General features: G+C 72.0%; 11 protein-coding genes and 1 tRNA gene. 7 read left to right on the top strand and 5 right to left on the bottom strand.

The features are described 5' to 3' along the window. Positions 1–2: 2 nt before the first annotated feature. A tRNA-Pro gene (locus ACEXOX_RS26365) sits at positions 3–76 on the top strand. A gap of 278 nt (positions 77–354) precedes the next feature. Here ACEXOX_RS26365 and ACEXOX_RS26360 read toward each other — a convergent pair. Further along, the gene (locus tag ACEXOX_RS26360; RefSeq protein WP_406523709.1) at positions 355–1716 is read right to left on the bottom strand and encodes an MFS transporter; all 1362 of its coding nucleotides are present in this window, start codon (positions 1714–1716) and stop codon (positions 355–357) included. After that, positions 1710–2096, bottom strand: coding sequence for a hypothetical protein (locus ACEXOX_RS26355; RefSeq protein ID WP_406523708.1), 387 nt, complete (start codon positions 2094–2096; stop codon positions 1710–1712). The genes ACEXOX_RS26360 and ACEXOX_RS26355 overlap by 7 nt, the downstream gene beginning before the upstream one ends. A gap of 309 nt (positions 2097–2405) precedes the next feature. On the opposite strand from ACEXOX_RS26355, the gene ACEXOX_RS26350 reads away from it, so the two are divergent. The 4 genes from ACEXOX_RS26350 to ACEXOX_RS26335 all read left to right on the top strand — a co-directional run bounded on the left by ACEXOX_RS26350 (position 2406) and on the right by ACEXOX_RS26335 (position 6887). Then, a complete protein-coding gene (locus ACEXOX_RS26350; RefSeq protein ID WP_406523707.1) occupies positions 2406–3335 on the top strand; it encodes a LysR family transcriptional regulator in 930 nt (309 codons plus the stop codon). A gap of 204 nt (positions 3336–3539) precedes the next feature. Further along, positions 3540–5150 carry a DUF885 family protein gene (locus ACEXOX_RS26345; protein WP_406523706.1) on the top strand — a complete coding sequence of 537 codons (1611 nt, stop codon included), beginning with the start codon at positions 3540–3542 and terminating at the stop codon, positions 5148–5150. A gap of 328 nt (positions 5151–5478) precedes the next feature. Next, entirely contained in the window at positions 5479–5730 is a 252-nt protein-coding gene (locus tag ACEXOX_RS26340) for a hypothetical protein (protein WP_406523705.1), read from the top strand. Between the two features lie 14 nt (positions 5731–5744). Then, entirely contained in the window at positions 5745–6887 is a 1143-nt protein-coding gene (locus ACEXOX_RS26335) for an SPFH domain-containing protein (RefSeq protein ID WP_406523704.1), read from the top strand. A gap of 204 nt (positions 6888–7091) precedes the next feature. Here ACEXOX_RS26335 and ACEXOX_RS26330 read toward each other — a convergent pair whose 3' ends face one another. From ACEXOX_RS26330 to ACEXOX_RS26320, 3 genes are all read right to left on the bottom strand, one after another. After that, on the bottom strand, positions 7092–7655 hold the full coding sequence (locus ACEXOX_RS26330; RefSeq protein ID WP_406523703.1) for a hypothetical protein: 564 nt from the start codon (positions 7653–7655) through the stop codon (positions 7092–7094). Positions 7656–7826: 171 nt separating this feature from the next. After that, positions 7827–9590: a cytochrome c oxidase subunit I gene (ctaD, locus tag ACEXOX_RS26325; RefSeq protein WP_406523702.1), complete on the bottom strand. Its 1764-nt coding sequence runs from the start codon at positions 9588–9590 to the stop codon at positions 7827–7829. Positions 9591–9958: 368 nt separating this feature from the next. Continuing rightward, entirely contained in the window at positions 9959–10753 is a 795-nt protein-coding gene (locus ACEXOX_RS26320; RefSeq protein ID WP_406523701.1) for a response regulator, read from the bottom strand. Between the two features lie 525 nt (positions 10754–11278). On the opposite strand from ACEXOX_RS26320, the gene ACEXOX_RS26315 reads away from it, so the two are divergent. After that, on the top strand, positions 11279–12823 hold the full coding sequence (locus tag ACEXOX_RS26315; protein ID WP_406523700.1) for a globin domain-containing protein: 1545 nt from the start codon (positions 11279–11281) through the stop codon (positions 12821–12823). Between the two features lie 136 nt (positions 12824–12959). Beyond that, positions 12960–14567: a protoporphyrinogen/coproporphyrinogen oxidase gene (locus ACEXOX_RS26310; protein ID WP_406526473.1), complete on the top strand. Its 1608-nt coding sequence runs from the start codon at positions 12960–12962 to the stop codon at positions 14565–14567. Positions 14568–14776: the final 209 nt, after the last annotated feature.

Raw genomic sequence — 14776 nt, 5'->3', positions numbered from 1 at the left:
TTCGGGGTGTGGCGCAGCTTGGCAGCGCGCTTCGTTCGGGACGAAGAGGTCGTGGGTTCAAATCCCGCCACCCCGACTGAGAAGTAGCAGGTCAAGGCCCACCGACTCGCAAGAGTCGGTGGGCCTGACTCGTTTCCGGGGCCTCTTGGGAGAAGTCCGGGAGAGGGTCTTCGGCTCCACCTTCCTGCACTCCCCTACCGACATCCGGCCAGACGCACTTGCAGAAGCTCGTCGAGCACAGCAGCGGGTGATGTATGACACATCACCAGCCGGGCATGCAGCGAGACCATCCGCAGGACCGCCGGCATCAGTGACACCGCTCGCCCCCGCCCCGACAGCACCGGCCGGGACGTCTCAGCGCTTCCTGGCGGCCGGGGACGCCTCCTGCGCCGGGGCGTCCAGGGCCGGCTCGTTCAGGATGCGGAGCAGGGGGACCAGGGTGAGCGCGGTGAGCACGGCAGCCAGGGCGAATACCGGGCGCGGGCCGGTCAGTTCGGCGAGCCCGGCGGCCAGCGCAGCACCCAGCGGCATGCCGCCCCAGCCGAGGCACCGGATGGCGCCGCTGATCCGGCCCAGCCGGTCCTGGGGGATCAGGCGTTGGCGCAGCGAGATGACCACCACGTTCCACAGGCCGCTGCCCACCCCGCCGATGAACGTGGCGAAGGCGATCACCGCGACGTCGGCGCTCACTGCAGGGGCACCCAGCATGACGACGCCGGCCACCACGTCCGTGACCAGGATCCAGCGGACGCCCGCCGTGCGGGCAAGCCGCGGGGCCAGCGCGGCGCCGGTCACGGCGCCTGCGCCCAGGGTCGTCAGCAGCAGTCCGTAGCCGACCGGGGACAGGCCGACCGGGCCCTGGACGGTGTACACGACCAGTACGGCGAGCCATGCGCTCCAGCAGCCCGCCATGACCGTGCTCATGAGCGTCAGCGTGCGCAACGGCCGGTTGCGCCAAAGGATTCTCAAGCCCGCGGTGAGCAGGTGCCGCCTGCGCCCGTCGAGCCCGTCGTCGCCGTGTTGTCCCGCGCCTTCGCCGCTTCGTACGCCGTGCTCGACCACGCCCCCGTCAGGTGCCCCGTCCTGGGCCGCCGGCCGGTACTTCCCGTGCAGCGTCAGCATGGCGCAGGCCGCGACGGCATAGAGTCCGCCGGCGCCGCCGATCGCCCACGCCGGGCCGATGGCGACCAGCAGCCCGCCCAGCGGCAGCCCCACGAACTCGTTCAGTACCGACTCCGTACCCCTGATCCAGGAGTTCGCCCACTCCAGCCGGTGGCGCGGCACCACCGAGGGGACGAGTGCGGTCGTGGCGATGTCGGCGACGGCCTCGCCGACCGCCAGACAGCATGCGACCAGGTAGAGGGCGTAGAGAACGAACAGGGCGGTGGCGTCGAGCAGGAGGGCGGCCAGGAGGGCGGCCAGTGCCGCCGCGCGGAACAGGTCGAAGAAGATGATCAGGTGGCGCCGGTCCATGCTGTCGACGAGCAGACCGACCACCAGCGGAGCCACCGCCCAGGGCAGCGTGTGCGCCAGCTTCGCCCCCGCGACCAGGCCCGAGGAAGCCGTCAGCTGTACGGCGAGCAACGGGATCAGAGCCAGCACCAGACCGTCGCCGAGATTCGCCGATGCCGTCGCGGCCCACAGTCGCGCGAAGACCCGGCCGTCCCCGCGCTGGTCGGGACGGCCGGATCGGTGCTGTTCCGCCGGTGTCAGCACAGAAGGGCGAACGTGGCACGCATGAAGGTGCCTTCACCGTGGGCGCGGACGGTGTGGGCGAACGCCGCCCGGGCGTTGGCCGGCGCCGGCACCGTGGTGGGCGAGACCATGGGGAACTTGGCCAGGAGGCCGCGTACCTGCTCGCCGACGCAGTTGATTCCCTTGTTCTTCAGGATGACGTCGCCGATCTCTGCGCCGGCGCCGTCGAGAGACTCGCCGGTCCAGGCGGAAACCGCGTACTTCTTGCCTTCCACCTGCTCGAAGAAACGGAGCTGGGCGTGGCCTTCGCTTTCTGTGAGGAGAACGAAGATGCGACGCTCGGCGAGCTCCATGTTGAGCGCGTCCACCTTGCGCAGGATGGATTCCGGATCGCCGTACAAGTCGTGGACTTCTGGAGTCCAGGAGTACTGCCTGCAAGGTACCGCCAAATCTGCGGCTCCCCGCTCAGTTGATTTTCGGGGTGTGACACTCACGGAGTATCCCCTTCCTCTGCTTCCGGCTGACTGCTCAGCAGGGCAGCCGTCTTCAGATTTCCGGATCCGACGGAAAAGCGCAATTGCAGGTTTCGCATGGTAGCCATACCATCCCGACATGCGTGACCTTCATCGTTTACGTGTACTCGTCGAGGTCGCCGAATCCGGCGCAAGAACATAATTGCGGGTTCCGGATGGCTGCTATACGTTCCGGGCATGCGTGACCTTCATCGTCTGCGGGTGCTCGTCGAGGTGGCCGACCGGGGGTCGATGTCGGCCGCGGCCAGGGCGCTGTCCTTCAGCCAGCCGGCCGTCTCGCGGCAGATCGAGGCGCTGGAGCACGAGGTGGGCGCGCAGCTCGTACAGCGGCTGGGCCGTGGTGTCCGGCTGACCGACGCGGGCCTGCTGCTGGCCGACCGGGCCCGCGACATCCTGTCCCGGGTCGTCACCGTCCAACAGGAGTTGCGGGCGATGAGCGGGCTGCGTGGCGGGCGGCTGCGGGTGGGCGGCTTCGCCGGCGTCAACGCGTATCTGCTGCCGCAGTCACTGGCCCGCTTCGCCGAACGCTATCCGCAGGTGGGGCTCTCGCTGTCCGGCTGGACCACCCGCCACCACGCCGCGGACCTGCGGTCCGGGCTGATCGACATCGCGCTGGTCACCGGCTGGGACCTCATCGGTGAACAGGCCTGCGGGCTGGACGTCCTGCCACTGCTGGAGGACGAGTTGTACATCGCCGTCGCCCGTGACCGCCGGGCCGGCCGTGGCGGGTTCTCCAGGGGTGAGCTGCAGGACCTGGCGGCGGAATCGTGGATCGAGGGCGCCCATCCGGACTGCCTCGGCCCGCAGCCGGAATTCAAGAGTGCGCTGGGGTTCGCACCGCATGTCCATTTCCAGGTCGAGGACTGGAGCGCCGTCATCCGGCTGGTGGAAATGTCGGCCGGTGTCACACTTGTTCCGGGGTTGCTCGCGGTCCGTAGCAGTGGAAACATCGCCCTTCATTCTCTGGCGGGAGAATTTCCGCCACGTCGTGTGTACATTGCACTTCCGGAAGGACGGCACGCGCCCGCAGCGGAACCCATGATCGAAATTCTGCTGGAAGTGGCCCGAAAGGAGGGTACACTGCTCGCCGGTACGGCCATTCATTGATCGTCCATGATTGTCCACGAACGTCCGCGATCATCGATGGGCGCCGGGCGATTGTCCGGGATTGCCCGGCTGGGTCGATCACGCGGCCACAGGAGTCGGGGGCGGAGTCCTGCGGGACCTTCATAAGGAACATCCGTAATGCACATCCGCAAGGAATACCCATGAGAGTCATCCGCAAGGAATACCTGAAAGGAATATGCGGCCATGGATGCCCGGTTGCGCGCGGTGTGTGATCTGATGGTCGAGCTGGTGCGTGAACAAGCCGGCCTGCACGAATACGACGGCCACGTACAGGACCTCTCCCCGGACGGCATCCGCTCCGGACTCGCCGGGCTCGGCGGCCCCGCCCCCGGCCCCCGCGAACCGCCCTCCTCCCTCACCCCGCTCGCCTCTCCCGGATCACTCGACTCTCCCGGATCGCCCGACTCCCACGACGCCGCGCACCTCCACATCTTCGAGGCAGCCCTGCGCACGGTCTACGGCGACCTGGAGATGCACCGCCGCAACCCGCTGCCCCACCTGCTCAACCTCGACCTCTGCTGTTACGACCGGGAGTACGCACCGGCTGCCGACCGGGACCGTGCCAAGCGCACCCATCTCGCCAACTGGCCCGACGCGATCGACGCGTCCGTCCGCGCACTCGACCAGGTCGACGCCCCCACGGCCCGCGCCGTGCTCGACACGGCCGACAGCCTCACCGCCGTCATCCCGCCCGAACTGGCCGGCACCGATGTCGCCGTACGCGCCCGCAGCGCACACGGGCGGCTGATGGCCTGCCTGAAACACGCGGCCGACCACGGCGACCCGCGCTCCGCCCTCGGCGAGCGGGACCTCGCCCTGCTCATGGGCGCCCCCGAAGGGCTCGAGGTCAGCGTGCCCCGGCTGGCCGACCGGGCCGACCAGGAGGCCGAACGGCTGCGCACACTGCTGCACGAGGCCTGCCACCGGCTGGTTCCCGGCCGCCGCCCGCACGACCTCGTGCGCGATCTCGTACGGGAACACCCGCCGGCCGACGCCGTACTGGACCGGGCGCGAGCCGTCACCGGCGAACTGATGGCCTTCACCCGCGGCCGGGCGCTCCTCCCGCACCTCGACGGCGAGGTGCTCGTCGGCCCCACACCACCGTCACGACAGGACACCTGGGCCATGATGAGCTTCGCCGCCCCCGGGGAGCCCGACGCCCCGTCCTGGTACCACATCACCTTGCCGGGGCCCGGCTGGAAGGACGAGGACGCCGCCGAGTGGCTGACCGTCTTCAGCCCGGCCATGCTTCCCGCCGTCACGGCACACGAGGTGGTGCCCGGGCACTTCGCGCACGCCCGATGCCTGCGCAGGGCCGGCAGTCCTGTCCGGCGGATCCTGCAGTCCCTCACCTTCATGGAGGGCTGGGCCCATTACGGGGAAGAGCTGATGGTGGAGGAGGGTTTCCGGGCGGCCGACCCCCGCTTCGCCATCGGCGTCTGCATGGAAGCACTGATCAGGGTGACCCGGCTCGCCTGCGCGATCGGTGTACACACCGGAGCCATGGACGTACCGGAGGCCGCCCGGCGCTTCGAGGCGGACACCTACCTGTCGGGCCGGGCCGCCCGCGCGGAGGCCGAGCGGGCCACCTTCGACCCCACCTACGGCCGCTACACCTGGGGCAAGCTGGCCCTGCGCGACCTGCGGGACGAAGCCCGGCGACGCTGGGGCGACGCCTACTCTCCCTTGCGCTTCCACAGCGCTGTCCTCGCCCTGGGCTCCCCACCGCTGGGCCTGCTGCCGACCGCCCTCACAGCGGGCCTGCCGGAACGCCCCACCCGCCGGCCTGGATGATTCAGCCGATCGGCCACAGCACGGGCGCCGAACGTTTCCGCGCCGGTGACCGGCTTAACCGCCCCTACGCGCACTCACTCAGCAGGCCGGGCCCGCAGCGTGACGGCCGAAGGCCGGGCCGGGTTGGTGGGTGTGGTCGAGCCGGCGTGGTCGGTGTCTGCCGTGCGCCGCCAGGTGCGGATGTTCTTCGCGCGTCACCTGCCGGAGCACTGACTGACATGCGTAAGTACGTCAGAGGTGCGTGGCACACGGTCCCGCGGGGCGGGGCCGTGTGCCACGGGACGCTATGGTCGGAACGCAGGTCAGTGCGACGAGGGGGCGGCCGCCGATGATGCCGGACGAGGCGGTGATCGGCTGTGCCGGAGAGCTGGTGCTCGGGACCCGTGGGGCCGCCGGGCCCGGTGAGGTCCTGGTGCGGGTCAGGGGCGGGACGGAGACGTTTCTCGCCTGGTCCGACGATCCCCTGCCGCGCGGGACGTCCGTGCTCGTGATCGCGTCCCGGGGCGGCCGCCAGGTCGACGTGATCAGATGGGCCGATCCATTGGACGCGTCGGCCGGTGACGCCGGCGACGCCGGTTGAGGAGACGACGAGAGATGTTCGGTTACCGCGTGCCCGCCCCCGACGAGGCGATGCTGATCTCGGGTGGCAGGCGTGGCCTCGGGGGTGCGCCGTTCCGCGTGGTGACCGGCCACGGCAAGTTCGTGCTGCCCGTCTTCCGCAAGACCCGCTTCCTGACCCTGGCCATGTGCGAGTCGGAGGTCGTCGAGACCTGTGTGACCCGGCAGGGCATCGCGCTGACGGTGCGGGCCGTGATCGCCTTCAAGGTCGGCAACGACACCGAGAGCATCGTCAACGCGGGCCAGCGCTTCCTCTCCGACCAGGACCAGATGTCGGTGCTGACCGGCCGGATCTTCGCCGGTCACCTGCGGTCCATCATCGGCTCGATGACGGTCGAGGAGATCGTCACCGAGCGGCAGAAGCTGGCCACCGAGGTGCTGGACACCTCCAAGTCGGAGATGGCGAAGATCGGGCTGCACGTGGACTCGTTGCAGATCCAGTCGATCGACGACGGTGACACCGGCTACATCGACGCCATGTCCGCCCCGCACAAGGCGGCGATCCAGCGGCAGGCGCAGATCGCACAGGCGCAGGCGACGCAGGCCGCGGCGGAGGCGGAGCAGGCGGCGGCGCGCAAGCAGGCGGAGTACGCGCGGCAGACCGCCGTCGTCCAGGCCGAGTACTCCGCCGAGGTGGACCGTGCGCAGGCCCAGGCCGCGCAGGCCGGCCCGCTGGCCGAGGCCCATGCGCAGCAGGAAGTACTGGACGCGCAGACCGAACTGGCGGAGCGGGCCGCCCAGCTGCGCCAGCAGCAGCTGGTGGCCGAGGTCGTCAAGCCCGCCGAGGCGGACGCCGAGCGCATCCGGGTACTCGCCCTGGCCGAGGCCGAGCGCATGAAGATCCAGGCGGAGGCTGCCGCGTCGTACGACCGGGTCGCGCTGGACCGGATGCTGATCGACCAGCTCCCGCAGATCGTCAAGGAGGCCGCCGTCGGCCTTTCCGGCGCGAACGTCAATGTGCTCAACGGAGCTGACGGGCTCGGCGAGATCGCGGCCGGGCTGGTCGGGCAGGGACTGACGATCCTGGATTCCGTACGGCGCAACCTGGGCGCGCCGGAGGAGAGCACGGCTGACGGGCGGGTGCCGGAGCAGGGTGGCGGACGGGTGGAGATCGAATAGGCGAGGGCCGGGGGCGCTATCGGGAGGGGGACGGTACGGGGGCAGCGGCCGCGGGCGGTGCGGGGCGGCGCGGTGCGGTGCGGTGCGGTGCGGTGCGGGGGCAATGGTGGCGGACGTAATACGGGGGCGATGGTGGCGGGCGTAGTACGGGGGCGATGGTGGCGGAAGTAGTACGCGGGCCAGCGGTCGCGGTCCGTACGGGCCTCAGTGGCGGCGGGTCGCCTGGGCGCGGGTGCCGGCAATGGCCAGGGAGGCGGCGGAGATGCCGACGGCGGTCACGGTCGCGGTGACGGCGCTCTGCCGGGTCAGGCTGTCCGCCGTCAGCAGCACGGTGGTCGCGATCACCGAGGCGACGATGTTGCCGGGTAAAAGGTAGAGCAGGAAGGTGAGTTGGGCGCGCGCCGGGTTGCCGGGCGGCGTGGAGACCGGGGCGTGGGCTCCCGTACCGCCTTGTCGCAGGGTGGACCAGCGCTGTGACTCCTCGTGCTGTTCGCGGGACCGCTGGAGGCGGGACACGGCCAGCAGGGCCGCGGCCGTGAGCAGTCCGGCGGCCGTGACGGCGCCGAGGGCGGACCACGGGGCCGGGGTCAGCAGGAGGACGGCGACCAGGGCGGGCGTGCACCAGAAGGTGACGCAGGACGCGGCGGCGATGCGGTGCGAGTACGGCCGGTCGGCGCCCGCGCGCAGGGCCGCGGCCGCGGGGAGGTACCAGACGCAGCCGGCGGCGAAGAGCGCGGTGGCGCCGAGGGCGAGGGTGGCGTGGGACATGGTGGGTTCCTCCCTCGGGGAGGGGCGGGTGGGGGCTGTGGGTGAGGAGCGGGTACGGGCTAGGCAGGTGCCGGCAGCCGGCGTCTCGGGTCTAGGTATGGCCGGGCCCTGGCGGGCAGGCCCACGGCTGCGGAAGCGTCGGCGGGCTTCCGCAGCCGTGGGCCGGGGACGTCAGGTGCGGGTCGATTCCAGGGCGACGATCTCCGGGTGGTGCAGATCGAAGGCCGGGGATTCGCTGCGGATGCGCGGCAGCGAGGTGAAGTTGTGGCGGGGCGGCGGGCAGGAGGTGGCCCATTCCAGGGAGCGGCTGTAGCCCCAGGGGTCGTCGACGGTGACTTTCTTTCCGTACTTGGCGGTCTTCCAGACGTTGTAGAAGAAGGGCAGGAAGGACAGGCCGAGCAGGAAGGAGCCGATGGTGGACAGCGTGTTGAGGGTGGTGAATCCGTCGGCGGCGAGATAGTCCGCGTACCGCCTGGGCATGCCTGCCGCGCCGAGCCAGTGCTGGACGAGGAAGGTGAGGTTGAAGCCGACGGTGAGGGTCCAGAAGGTGATTTTCCCGAGCCGCTCGTCGAGCATCTTGCCGGTGAACTTGGGCCACCAGAAGTGGAATCCGGCGAACATCGCGTACACGACCGTACCGAAGAGCGTGTAGTGGAAGTGCGCGACGACGAAGTAGGTGTCCGAGACGTGGAAGTCCATGGGTGGCGAGGCGAGGATGACGCCGGTCAGGCCGCCGAAGACGAAGGTGACGAGGAAGCCGGTGGCCCAGAGCATCGGCGCTTCGAAGGACAGTGAGCCCTTCCACATGGTGCCGATCCAGTTGAAGAATTTCACTCCGGTCGGCACGGCGATCAGGAAGGTCATGAAGGCGAAGAACGGTAGGAGTACGCCGCCGGTGACGTACATGTGGTGGGCCCATACGGTGATGGACAGGCCCGCGATGGAGATCGTGGCGGCGATCAGACCGATGTAACCGAACATCGGCTTACGGGAGAAGACCGGGATGACCTCGGAGATGACGCCGAAGAACGGCAGCGCGAGAACATAGACCTCGGGGTGGCCGAAGAACCAGAACAGGTGCTGCCACAGCAGCGCGCCGCCGTTGGCCGCGTCGAAGATGTGCGAACCGAATTTACGGTCCATTTCGAGGGCGAACAGCGCGGCGGCCAGCACCGGGAAGACCATCAGGATCAGCAGCGCGGTCAGCAGCACGTTCCACGTGAAGATCGGCATCCGGAACATCGTCATGCCGGGGGCGCGCATACAGATGATGGTGGTGATGAAGTTGACGGCGCCCAGGATGGACCCGAACCCGGAGAACGCCACGCCCATGATCCACATGTCGGCGCCCACACCGGGCGAGTGCACCGCGTCCGAGAGCGGCGCGTACGCGAACCAGCCGAAGTCCGCGGCGCCCTGCGGGGTCAGGAAGCCGGCCGCCGCGATCAGCGAACCGAACAGGAAGAACCAGTAGGCGAGCATGTTCAGTCGCGGGAAGGCGACGTCGGGCGCGCCGATCTGGAGCGGCATCAGCCAGTTCGCGAAGCCGGTGAACAGCGGCATCGCGAACAGCAGCAGCATCACCGAGCCGTGCATCGTGAACGCCTGGTTGAACTGCTCGTTCGACATGATCTGGGTGCCCGGGCGGGCGAGTTCGGCCCGCATCAGCAGCGCCATCAGGCCGCCCACCAGGAAGAACACGAAGGCGGTGACGAGGTAGAGCGTCCCGATCTTCTTGTGGTCGGTGGTGGTCAGCCACTCCACCGGGATGCGGCGGCGCACGGGGCGGGGGCCGAGTGCGGCGCGTGGTGGGTCGGAAGCCGCGGGCGCCGGATCGTCCCGGTGGGTGTCCGGCCCGGTGGCGGGCCCCGCCGGAGCGGCAGGGCCCGCCTGCGCTCCGGGGTCTGACTGCGTACGAGTATCCGATCCGTCCACCGGGCTGTGTCCTTCACCTCTGGCGCGCCGCTGGCGCCTTACTCCGACTCTGGCCGGGAAGAGCCTCAGCACGGGGGAGAGACCGGCTCTTCCCGGCCCCATCAGGGTCCGTCGCGGCGCATCCGCCGCCATAGGGCCGGGCGGGCCGGGCCGGCTGCCGAGGGTCCCTTACCTGAGTGGCCGTCAGGCCCGGGCGAGGCGGGGGACGAGGGGCCGGGTGACGGGGAGCCCGGGTGACAGCGAGTCCGGGTGACGGCGAGTCCGCCTGACGACGGGTCCGGTTGACGGCGAGTCCGGGTGACGACAGTTCCGGGTGAGGGCGAGTCCGGGGAACGACGGGTCCGGCTGACGGCGCGGGGAGACGCCCCCTACCACCCCCCGCGCTGCTCCCCCTGCCGCTCCTGCTGCCCCCGTATCCGCCCGGCGATCACCGCGGCCTGTACCCGTCGGCCCACTCCCAGCTTGGACAGGATCGTGGAGATGCGGTTCTTCACCGTCTTCTCCGCGAGGAACAGCCGGTCCGCGATCTCCCGGTTGGTCAGGCCCTCGCCGATCAGTTCCAGAATCTCGCGCTCACGGGGTGCGAGCCGGTCCAGTTCGGACTGCGGGGACGTCTCGGCCTGCTGCGGCGCGCGCAGCCGCGCCATGACGCGGGACGCGGTGCGCGGGTCCAGCATCGATTTGCCGGCCGCCACCGTCCGTACGGCGTTCACCAGGTCGGACCCGTTGATCTGCTTGAGGACGTAACCGGCCGCGCCCGCCATGATGGCGTCGAAGAGGGCCTCGTCGTCGTCGAAGGACGTCAGCATCAGGCAGGCCAGGTCCGGCATACGGGCGCGCAGTTCGCGGCACACCTCGATGCCCTCGTGGTCGCCGCCCGACGGCTCGCCCCGCTCGCCCAGCCGTACGTCGAGCACGGCCACCTGCGGGCGCACGGCGGGCACCCGGGCCAGCGCCTCGGGACCGCTGGACGCCTCCCCCACGACCTCGATGCCGTCCTCCGCGTCGAGGAGGTCGCGGACGCCCCGGCGGACCACCTCGTGGTCGTCCAGGATGAAGACGCGCAGGGGCGGGGTGCCCGGTGCGGCGGGGCCGATGGGTCCGATGGGTCCGGTGGTTCCGGTGCGTCCGGTAGGGCCGGTGGGTCCGGTGTGCTGGTTCATGCGGCTCTCGATCTGTCGGCCGGGCGTGCGGGGTACCGGTCCATGGTGCGGCGGGGCGGCGATCCGGCGGGGCGGGCCGATCGGCGGCCGCCCGGACCGGTGGCCCGCCGCCGCCGTAACACCCGCTCCGTACGCGCGCGTTGGGAGCGGCTGCCAGCGGTAGCCGGGGAGGTGCTCCGTCCGCGCGCAAAGGGGTGCGAGGGCATCACACACCCGTGCGCCGGCACGCGGCGAGGGCCGAAAGTCCCCCGGGGATAGGGCCGTTTGGGCACCTTTGCCTGGTGCCATACTGACGCGCCCCGTCCCCTTCAGGAGGTCCGCTCATGCCACGCCTCGCGTCGTACGCCCTCGCGCCGTACGCCCTCACGGTCAGAGCGCTCCGAGCCGTTCCGGCCCTCCCGGTCTCCCCCTCGCCCCACCCTGCCCGGCCGTCGCGGCCGCACCGGCCGCCCCGGTCTCCGTGTCCGGCCCGGCCCGTACGTCCCCGCGGGCCGCCGTCACCGCCTCGAACCAGGTCGTACGGCCATGAGTACCGTCAACGACGATTACCACGCCCTGCTCGCCCGGCACGAGGCCATGCGGCTGCGCCGCCGTATCCTTTCGCCGCGTCCGGAGCGCGAGGACGCGGCCCAGGAGCGCCCGACGTACGGCGGCCAGTCGGCCGGCCCGAACGGCCCGTCCGGCAGCCCCCGCGCGCTCGGCCGGCCCGCGATCCACTCCGGGAACGTCTCCGGGGCCGCCGGTCGTTACCCCTCCGACGCGTACGCCGATGCCTGCCCCGACTCCTACGACGGCGCCGCCGACCAGCGGGTGATCACCGAGTACCTGGAACTGGTGACGCCCTTCGGCGAGCTGATCACCCACCTCTACGAAGCGATGTTCCGGCGATGGCCCTACCTGCGGTCGCTGTTCCCGGAGTCGATGGAGTTCCAGCGCGCCCATCTGGCGCGCGCGTTCTGGTACCTGATCGAGAATCTGCACCGGCCCGACGACATCGCTGAGGTCTTCGGGCGGCTCGGCCGCGACCACCGCAAACTCGGGGTGCGCCCGGTGCACTTCGAGGCGTTCGAGGCGGCGCTGTGCGAGGCGCTGCGCCGTACGGCGGGCCCGCGCTGGGCCGAGGCGGTGGAGCAGGCGTGGGTGCGGATGCTGCGGTTCGCCGTCGCCGCCATGGTCAGCGGCGCCGAGGCCGCGCTCGCCGAACCGCCGTACTGGCAGGCCACGGTGACCGCGCACGAGCGGCGCCGCCCGGACCTCGCCGTCCTGCGGGTGCGGCCGCACGAGCCGTACCCGTACCGGGCCGGGCAGTTCGCGGCGCTGGAGTCGCCGCGGCTGCCGCAGGCGTGGCGGCAGTACTCGATCGCCTGCGCGCCCCGGTCCGACGCCGAGCTGGAGTTCCACGTACGGCAGACCTGCACGGGCGGGGTGAGTGAGGCCCTGGTGGCAGGGACCCAGGTCGGTGACACGCTGCGCGTCGGCCCGCCGCGCGGGTCGATGACGCTGGACGACGAGCTGGCGAGCGACCTGGTCCTGGTCGCGGCGGACACCGGCTGGGCACCCGTGAAGGCGCTCTTGGAGGAGCTGTCCGCGCGCCGCGGCCACCGCAGCGTACGGCTGTTCCTCGGGGCGCACAGCTTCGCCGACCTGTACGACGCGGGAGCGCCCTCGGAGCTGGAGCGGGGACGGCCCTGGCTGCGGGTGACGCCCGTCATCGGGCGGCGGCCGGAGACCGGCGGCGCCTTCGGTCCCGACGAGTACGGCTACGACGCGCTGGCCGAGGCGGTGGCCGACGCGGTGACGCGGCACGGCGACTGGTCGGGGCATCTCGCGTACGTCAGCGGGCCGACCGCGGTGGTCGACACGACCGTGGCCCGGCTGACCGCCGCCGGGGTGCCGCCGCGGAACATCCGCCACGACCCGCTCTCCGACATCCTGCGCCCGTCGTCCCGCCCCGAGGAGGCCGCCGGCGATCCGGCGTCGGGCGGGCCCGCCGTGGTGTCCCGGTCCCGGGGCGCCGCGGCCGGCCGGCGGGCGCCCGCGAGCACCACGTTCGAAGGAGCCGACTCATGAGCGTGCCGACGACCGTGTCCGCCGTACGACCCGCGGGCCCCCTGGACAGGAAAGCGCGGCAGGACCGGCGGCCCGGCCGGGGCAGGCCGCCACGTCCGGGCGGTCCGACGCGACCGGCCCGGCACTCGCGCGGCACATCGTCGTCATCGGCGGCGGCATCGCCGGGCTCGCCGCCGCCCACCGGCTGACCGGCGCGGGCCTGCGGGTGACGCTGCTGGAGTCCACCGGCCGGATCGGCGGCAAGCTGCGCTCGGGCGAGCTCGCCGGAACGCCGGTCGACCTGGGTGCCGAGGCCCTGCGGGTGCCCCGGCCGGAAGCGGTCGACCTGGCGCGGGCGGTCGGCCTCGGCGACCGGCTGCGCGTCCCGGCCGCGACGGACGCCGCGCTGTGGACGCGGGGCGCGCTGCGGCCGATCCCGAGCTGCCGCGGGCGGGACGTCCTGGGCAGGGCCCGTACGGTCGACACGTACGAGGTGTCCTTGCGGGCCGCCGTACCGCAACTCTTCGAGGCGGCGCGGCACGACGGCGCGTTGCTCACCGGCGTCCGGGCAGTACGCCGGCGGACGGCCGAGCAGCAGCGGCGCCTCGCCGAGGAGCGGCAGGCGGCCGAGCGGCGGCGGATCGCGGAGGAACGGCGGATCGCCGAGCAGCGGCGGATCGCCGACCGGCCGGGAACCGCCGGTCAGCCGGGCTTTCCGGGGCGGCCGCGCTCCGGGCCGCTCATTCCCCGGCCCCGTCCCGGGTTCATCCGGCCGGGGACGGGACCGGGTACCGGTACGGGACCGGAGGCGGGCACGGGCGCGGGCTGCGCCGGGCCCGTGTCCCCGGGCGGCTTCGCCGGAGAACTCGGGAGCGGTCTCTCCAGTGCCCCTGGGACCGGCCTCCCCGGCGGGTCCGCGGACGGTCTACCCGGCCAGCCCGGAGGCGGCTTCCCCGGCGCGCCCCGGGGCGCCCACACCGTCCCGGACCTCTCCCGCGGCGGTCCCGACTACCTGGGGCTGGACGGGGGCGCGGGCACCCTGGCGGGCGCCGTGGCCGATGCCGTACGCGCCGCCGGCGGCGAGATCCTGCGCAACACCCCGGCTCTGGCGCTGACCCGTGGCCCGTACGGCTGGGAGGTACGCACCGCCGCCCGCACCCTGCTGTGCGACGGCCTGGTCCTCGCCACCCCGGCCTGGACGGCGGCCACCCTGCTCGCCGCCGAGGCACCGCTCGCGGCGGCCGAGCTGTCCGAGGTCGCCTACGCGTCGATGGCCCTGGTCACGATGGCGTTCCGGCGCTCGCACCTGGAAGGGCTGACGGCGTTCGACGGCCGGTGCGGCTTCCTCGTGCCGCCGGGCGACGGGCACACCATCAAGGCGTCCACGTTCCTGACCCGTAAGTGGGACTGGCTGTCGGAGCGGGCCAAGGACCTGTTCCTGCTGCGGACGTCCATCGGCCGGTACGGCCAGGAGGAGGTCCTCTACCTGGACGACGCCGACCTGGTGAGCGCCGCGCTGCGCGACCTGGGTGAGGCCACCGGTCTGACCGCGCGCCCGGTGGCGACCGACGTGACCCGGTGGATCGGCGGGCTGCCGCACTACGCGGTCGGGCATCCCGCGCGCGTGACCCGCGTACGCAACGGGCTGTCCGCGCTGCCGGGGCTGCGGCTGTGCGGCGCGGCGTACGACGGCGTGGGCGTCGCCGACTGCGTGGCGAGCGGGCAGCGCGCGGCCGACGAGATCATCGCGGCGGAGGCGGCCTGACGGGTCCGGGGCGCCGGGGCGGAGATACCGGCGCGGAGGTACCGGGGCGGTGGCTCCGGCCCGGTGATTCCAGGGTGACGGCTTCGGCCCGAAGGTGCCGGGGCGCGTACGCGCACACTGAGGCGCGTGGGTACGCGCCCCGGAGCCCGCACCACGGATACACGCTCGCGTACGGCCGGGGCGCGCCGCGAGCCGACGCCCCTGCCGCC

Source organism: Streptomyces sp. Ac-502, assembly GCF_045222935.1.
Classification (GTDB): Bacteria; Actinomycetota; Actinomycetes; order Streptomycetales; family Streptomycetaceae; genus Streptomyces; species Streptomyces monomycini.
This window is presented reverse-complemented; position numbering and strand designations above follow the sequence as displayed.

Bases quoted from the DNA above. Each gene is read 5' to 3' on its own strand.
- ACEXOX_RS26315 (WP_406523700.1), top strand. From the start codon at position 11,279: ATGAGTACCGTCAACGACGATTACCACGCCCTGCTCGCCCGGCACGAG.
- ACEXOX_RS26350 (WP_406523707.1), top strand. From the start codon at position 2,406: ATGCGTGACCTTCATCGTCTGCGGGTGCTCGTCGAGGTGGCCGACCGG.
- ACEXOX_RS26340 (WP_406523705.1), top strand. From the start codon at position 5,479: ATGATGCCGGACGAGGCGGTGATCGGCTGTGCCGGAGAGCTGGTGCTC.
- ACEXOX_RS26330 (WP_406523703.1), bottom strand. From the start codon at position 7,655: ATGTCCCACGCCACCCTCGCCCTCGGCGCCACCGCGCTCTTCGCCGCC.
- ACEXOX_RS26320 (WP_406523701.1), bottom strand. From the start codon at position 10,753: ATGAACCAGCACACCGGACCCACCGGCCCTACCGGACGCACCGGAACC.
- ACEXOX_RS26335 (WP_406523704.1), top strand. From the start codon at position 5,745: ATGTTCGGTTACCGCGTGCCCGCCCCCGACGAGGCGATGCTGATCTCG.
- ACEXOX_RS26345 (WP_406523706.1), top strand. From the start codon at position 3,540: ATGGATGCCCGGTTGCGCGCGGTGTGTGATCTGATGGTCGAGCTGGTG.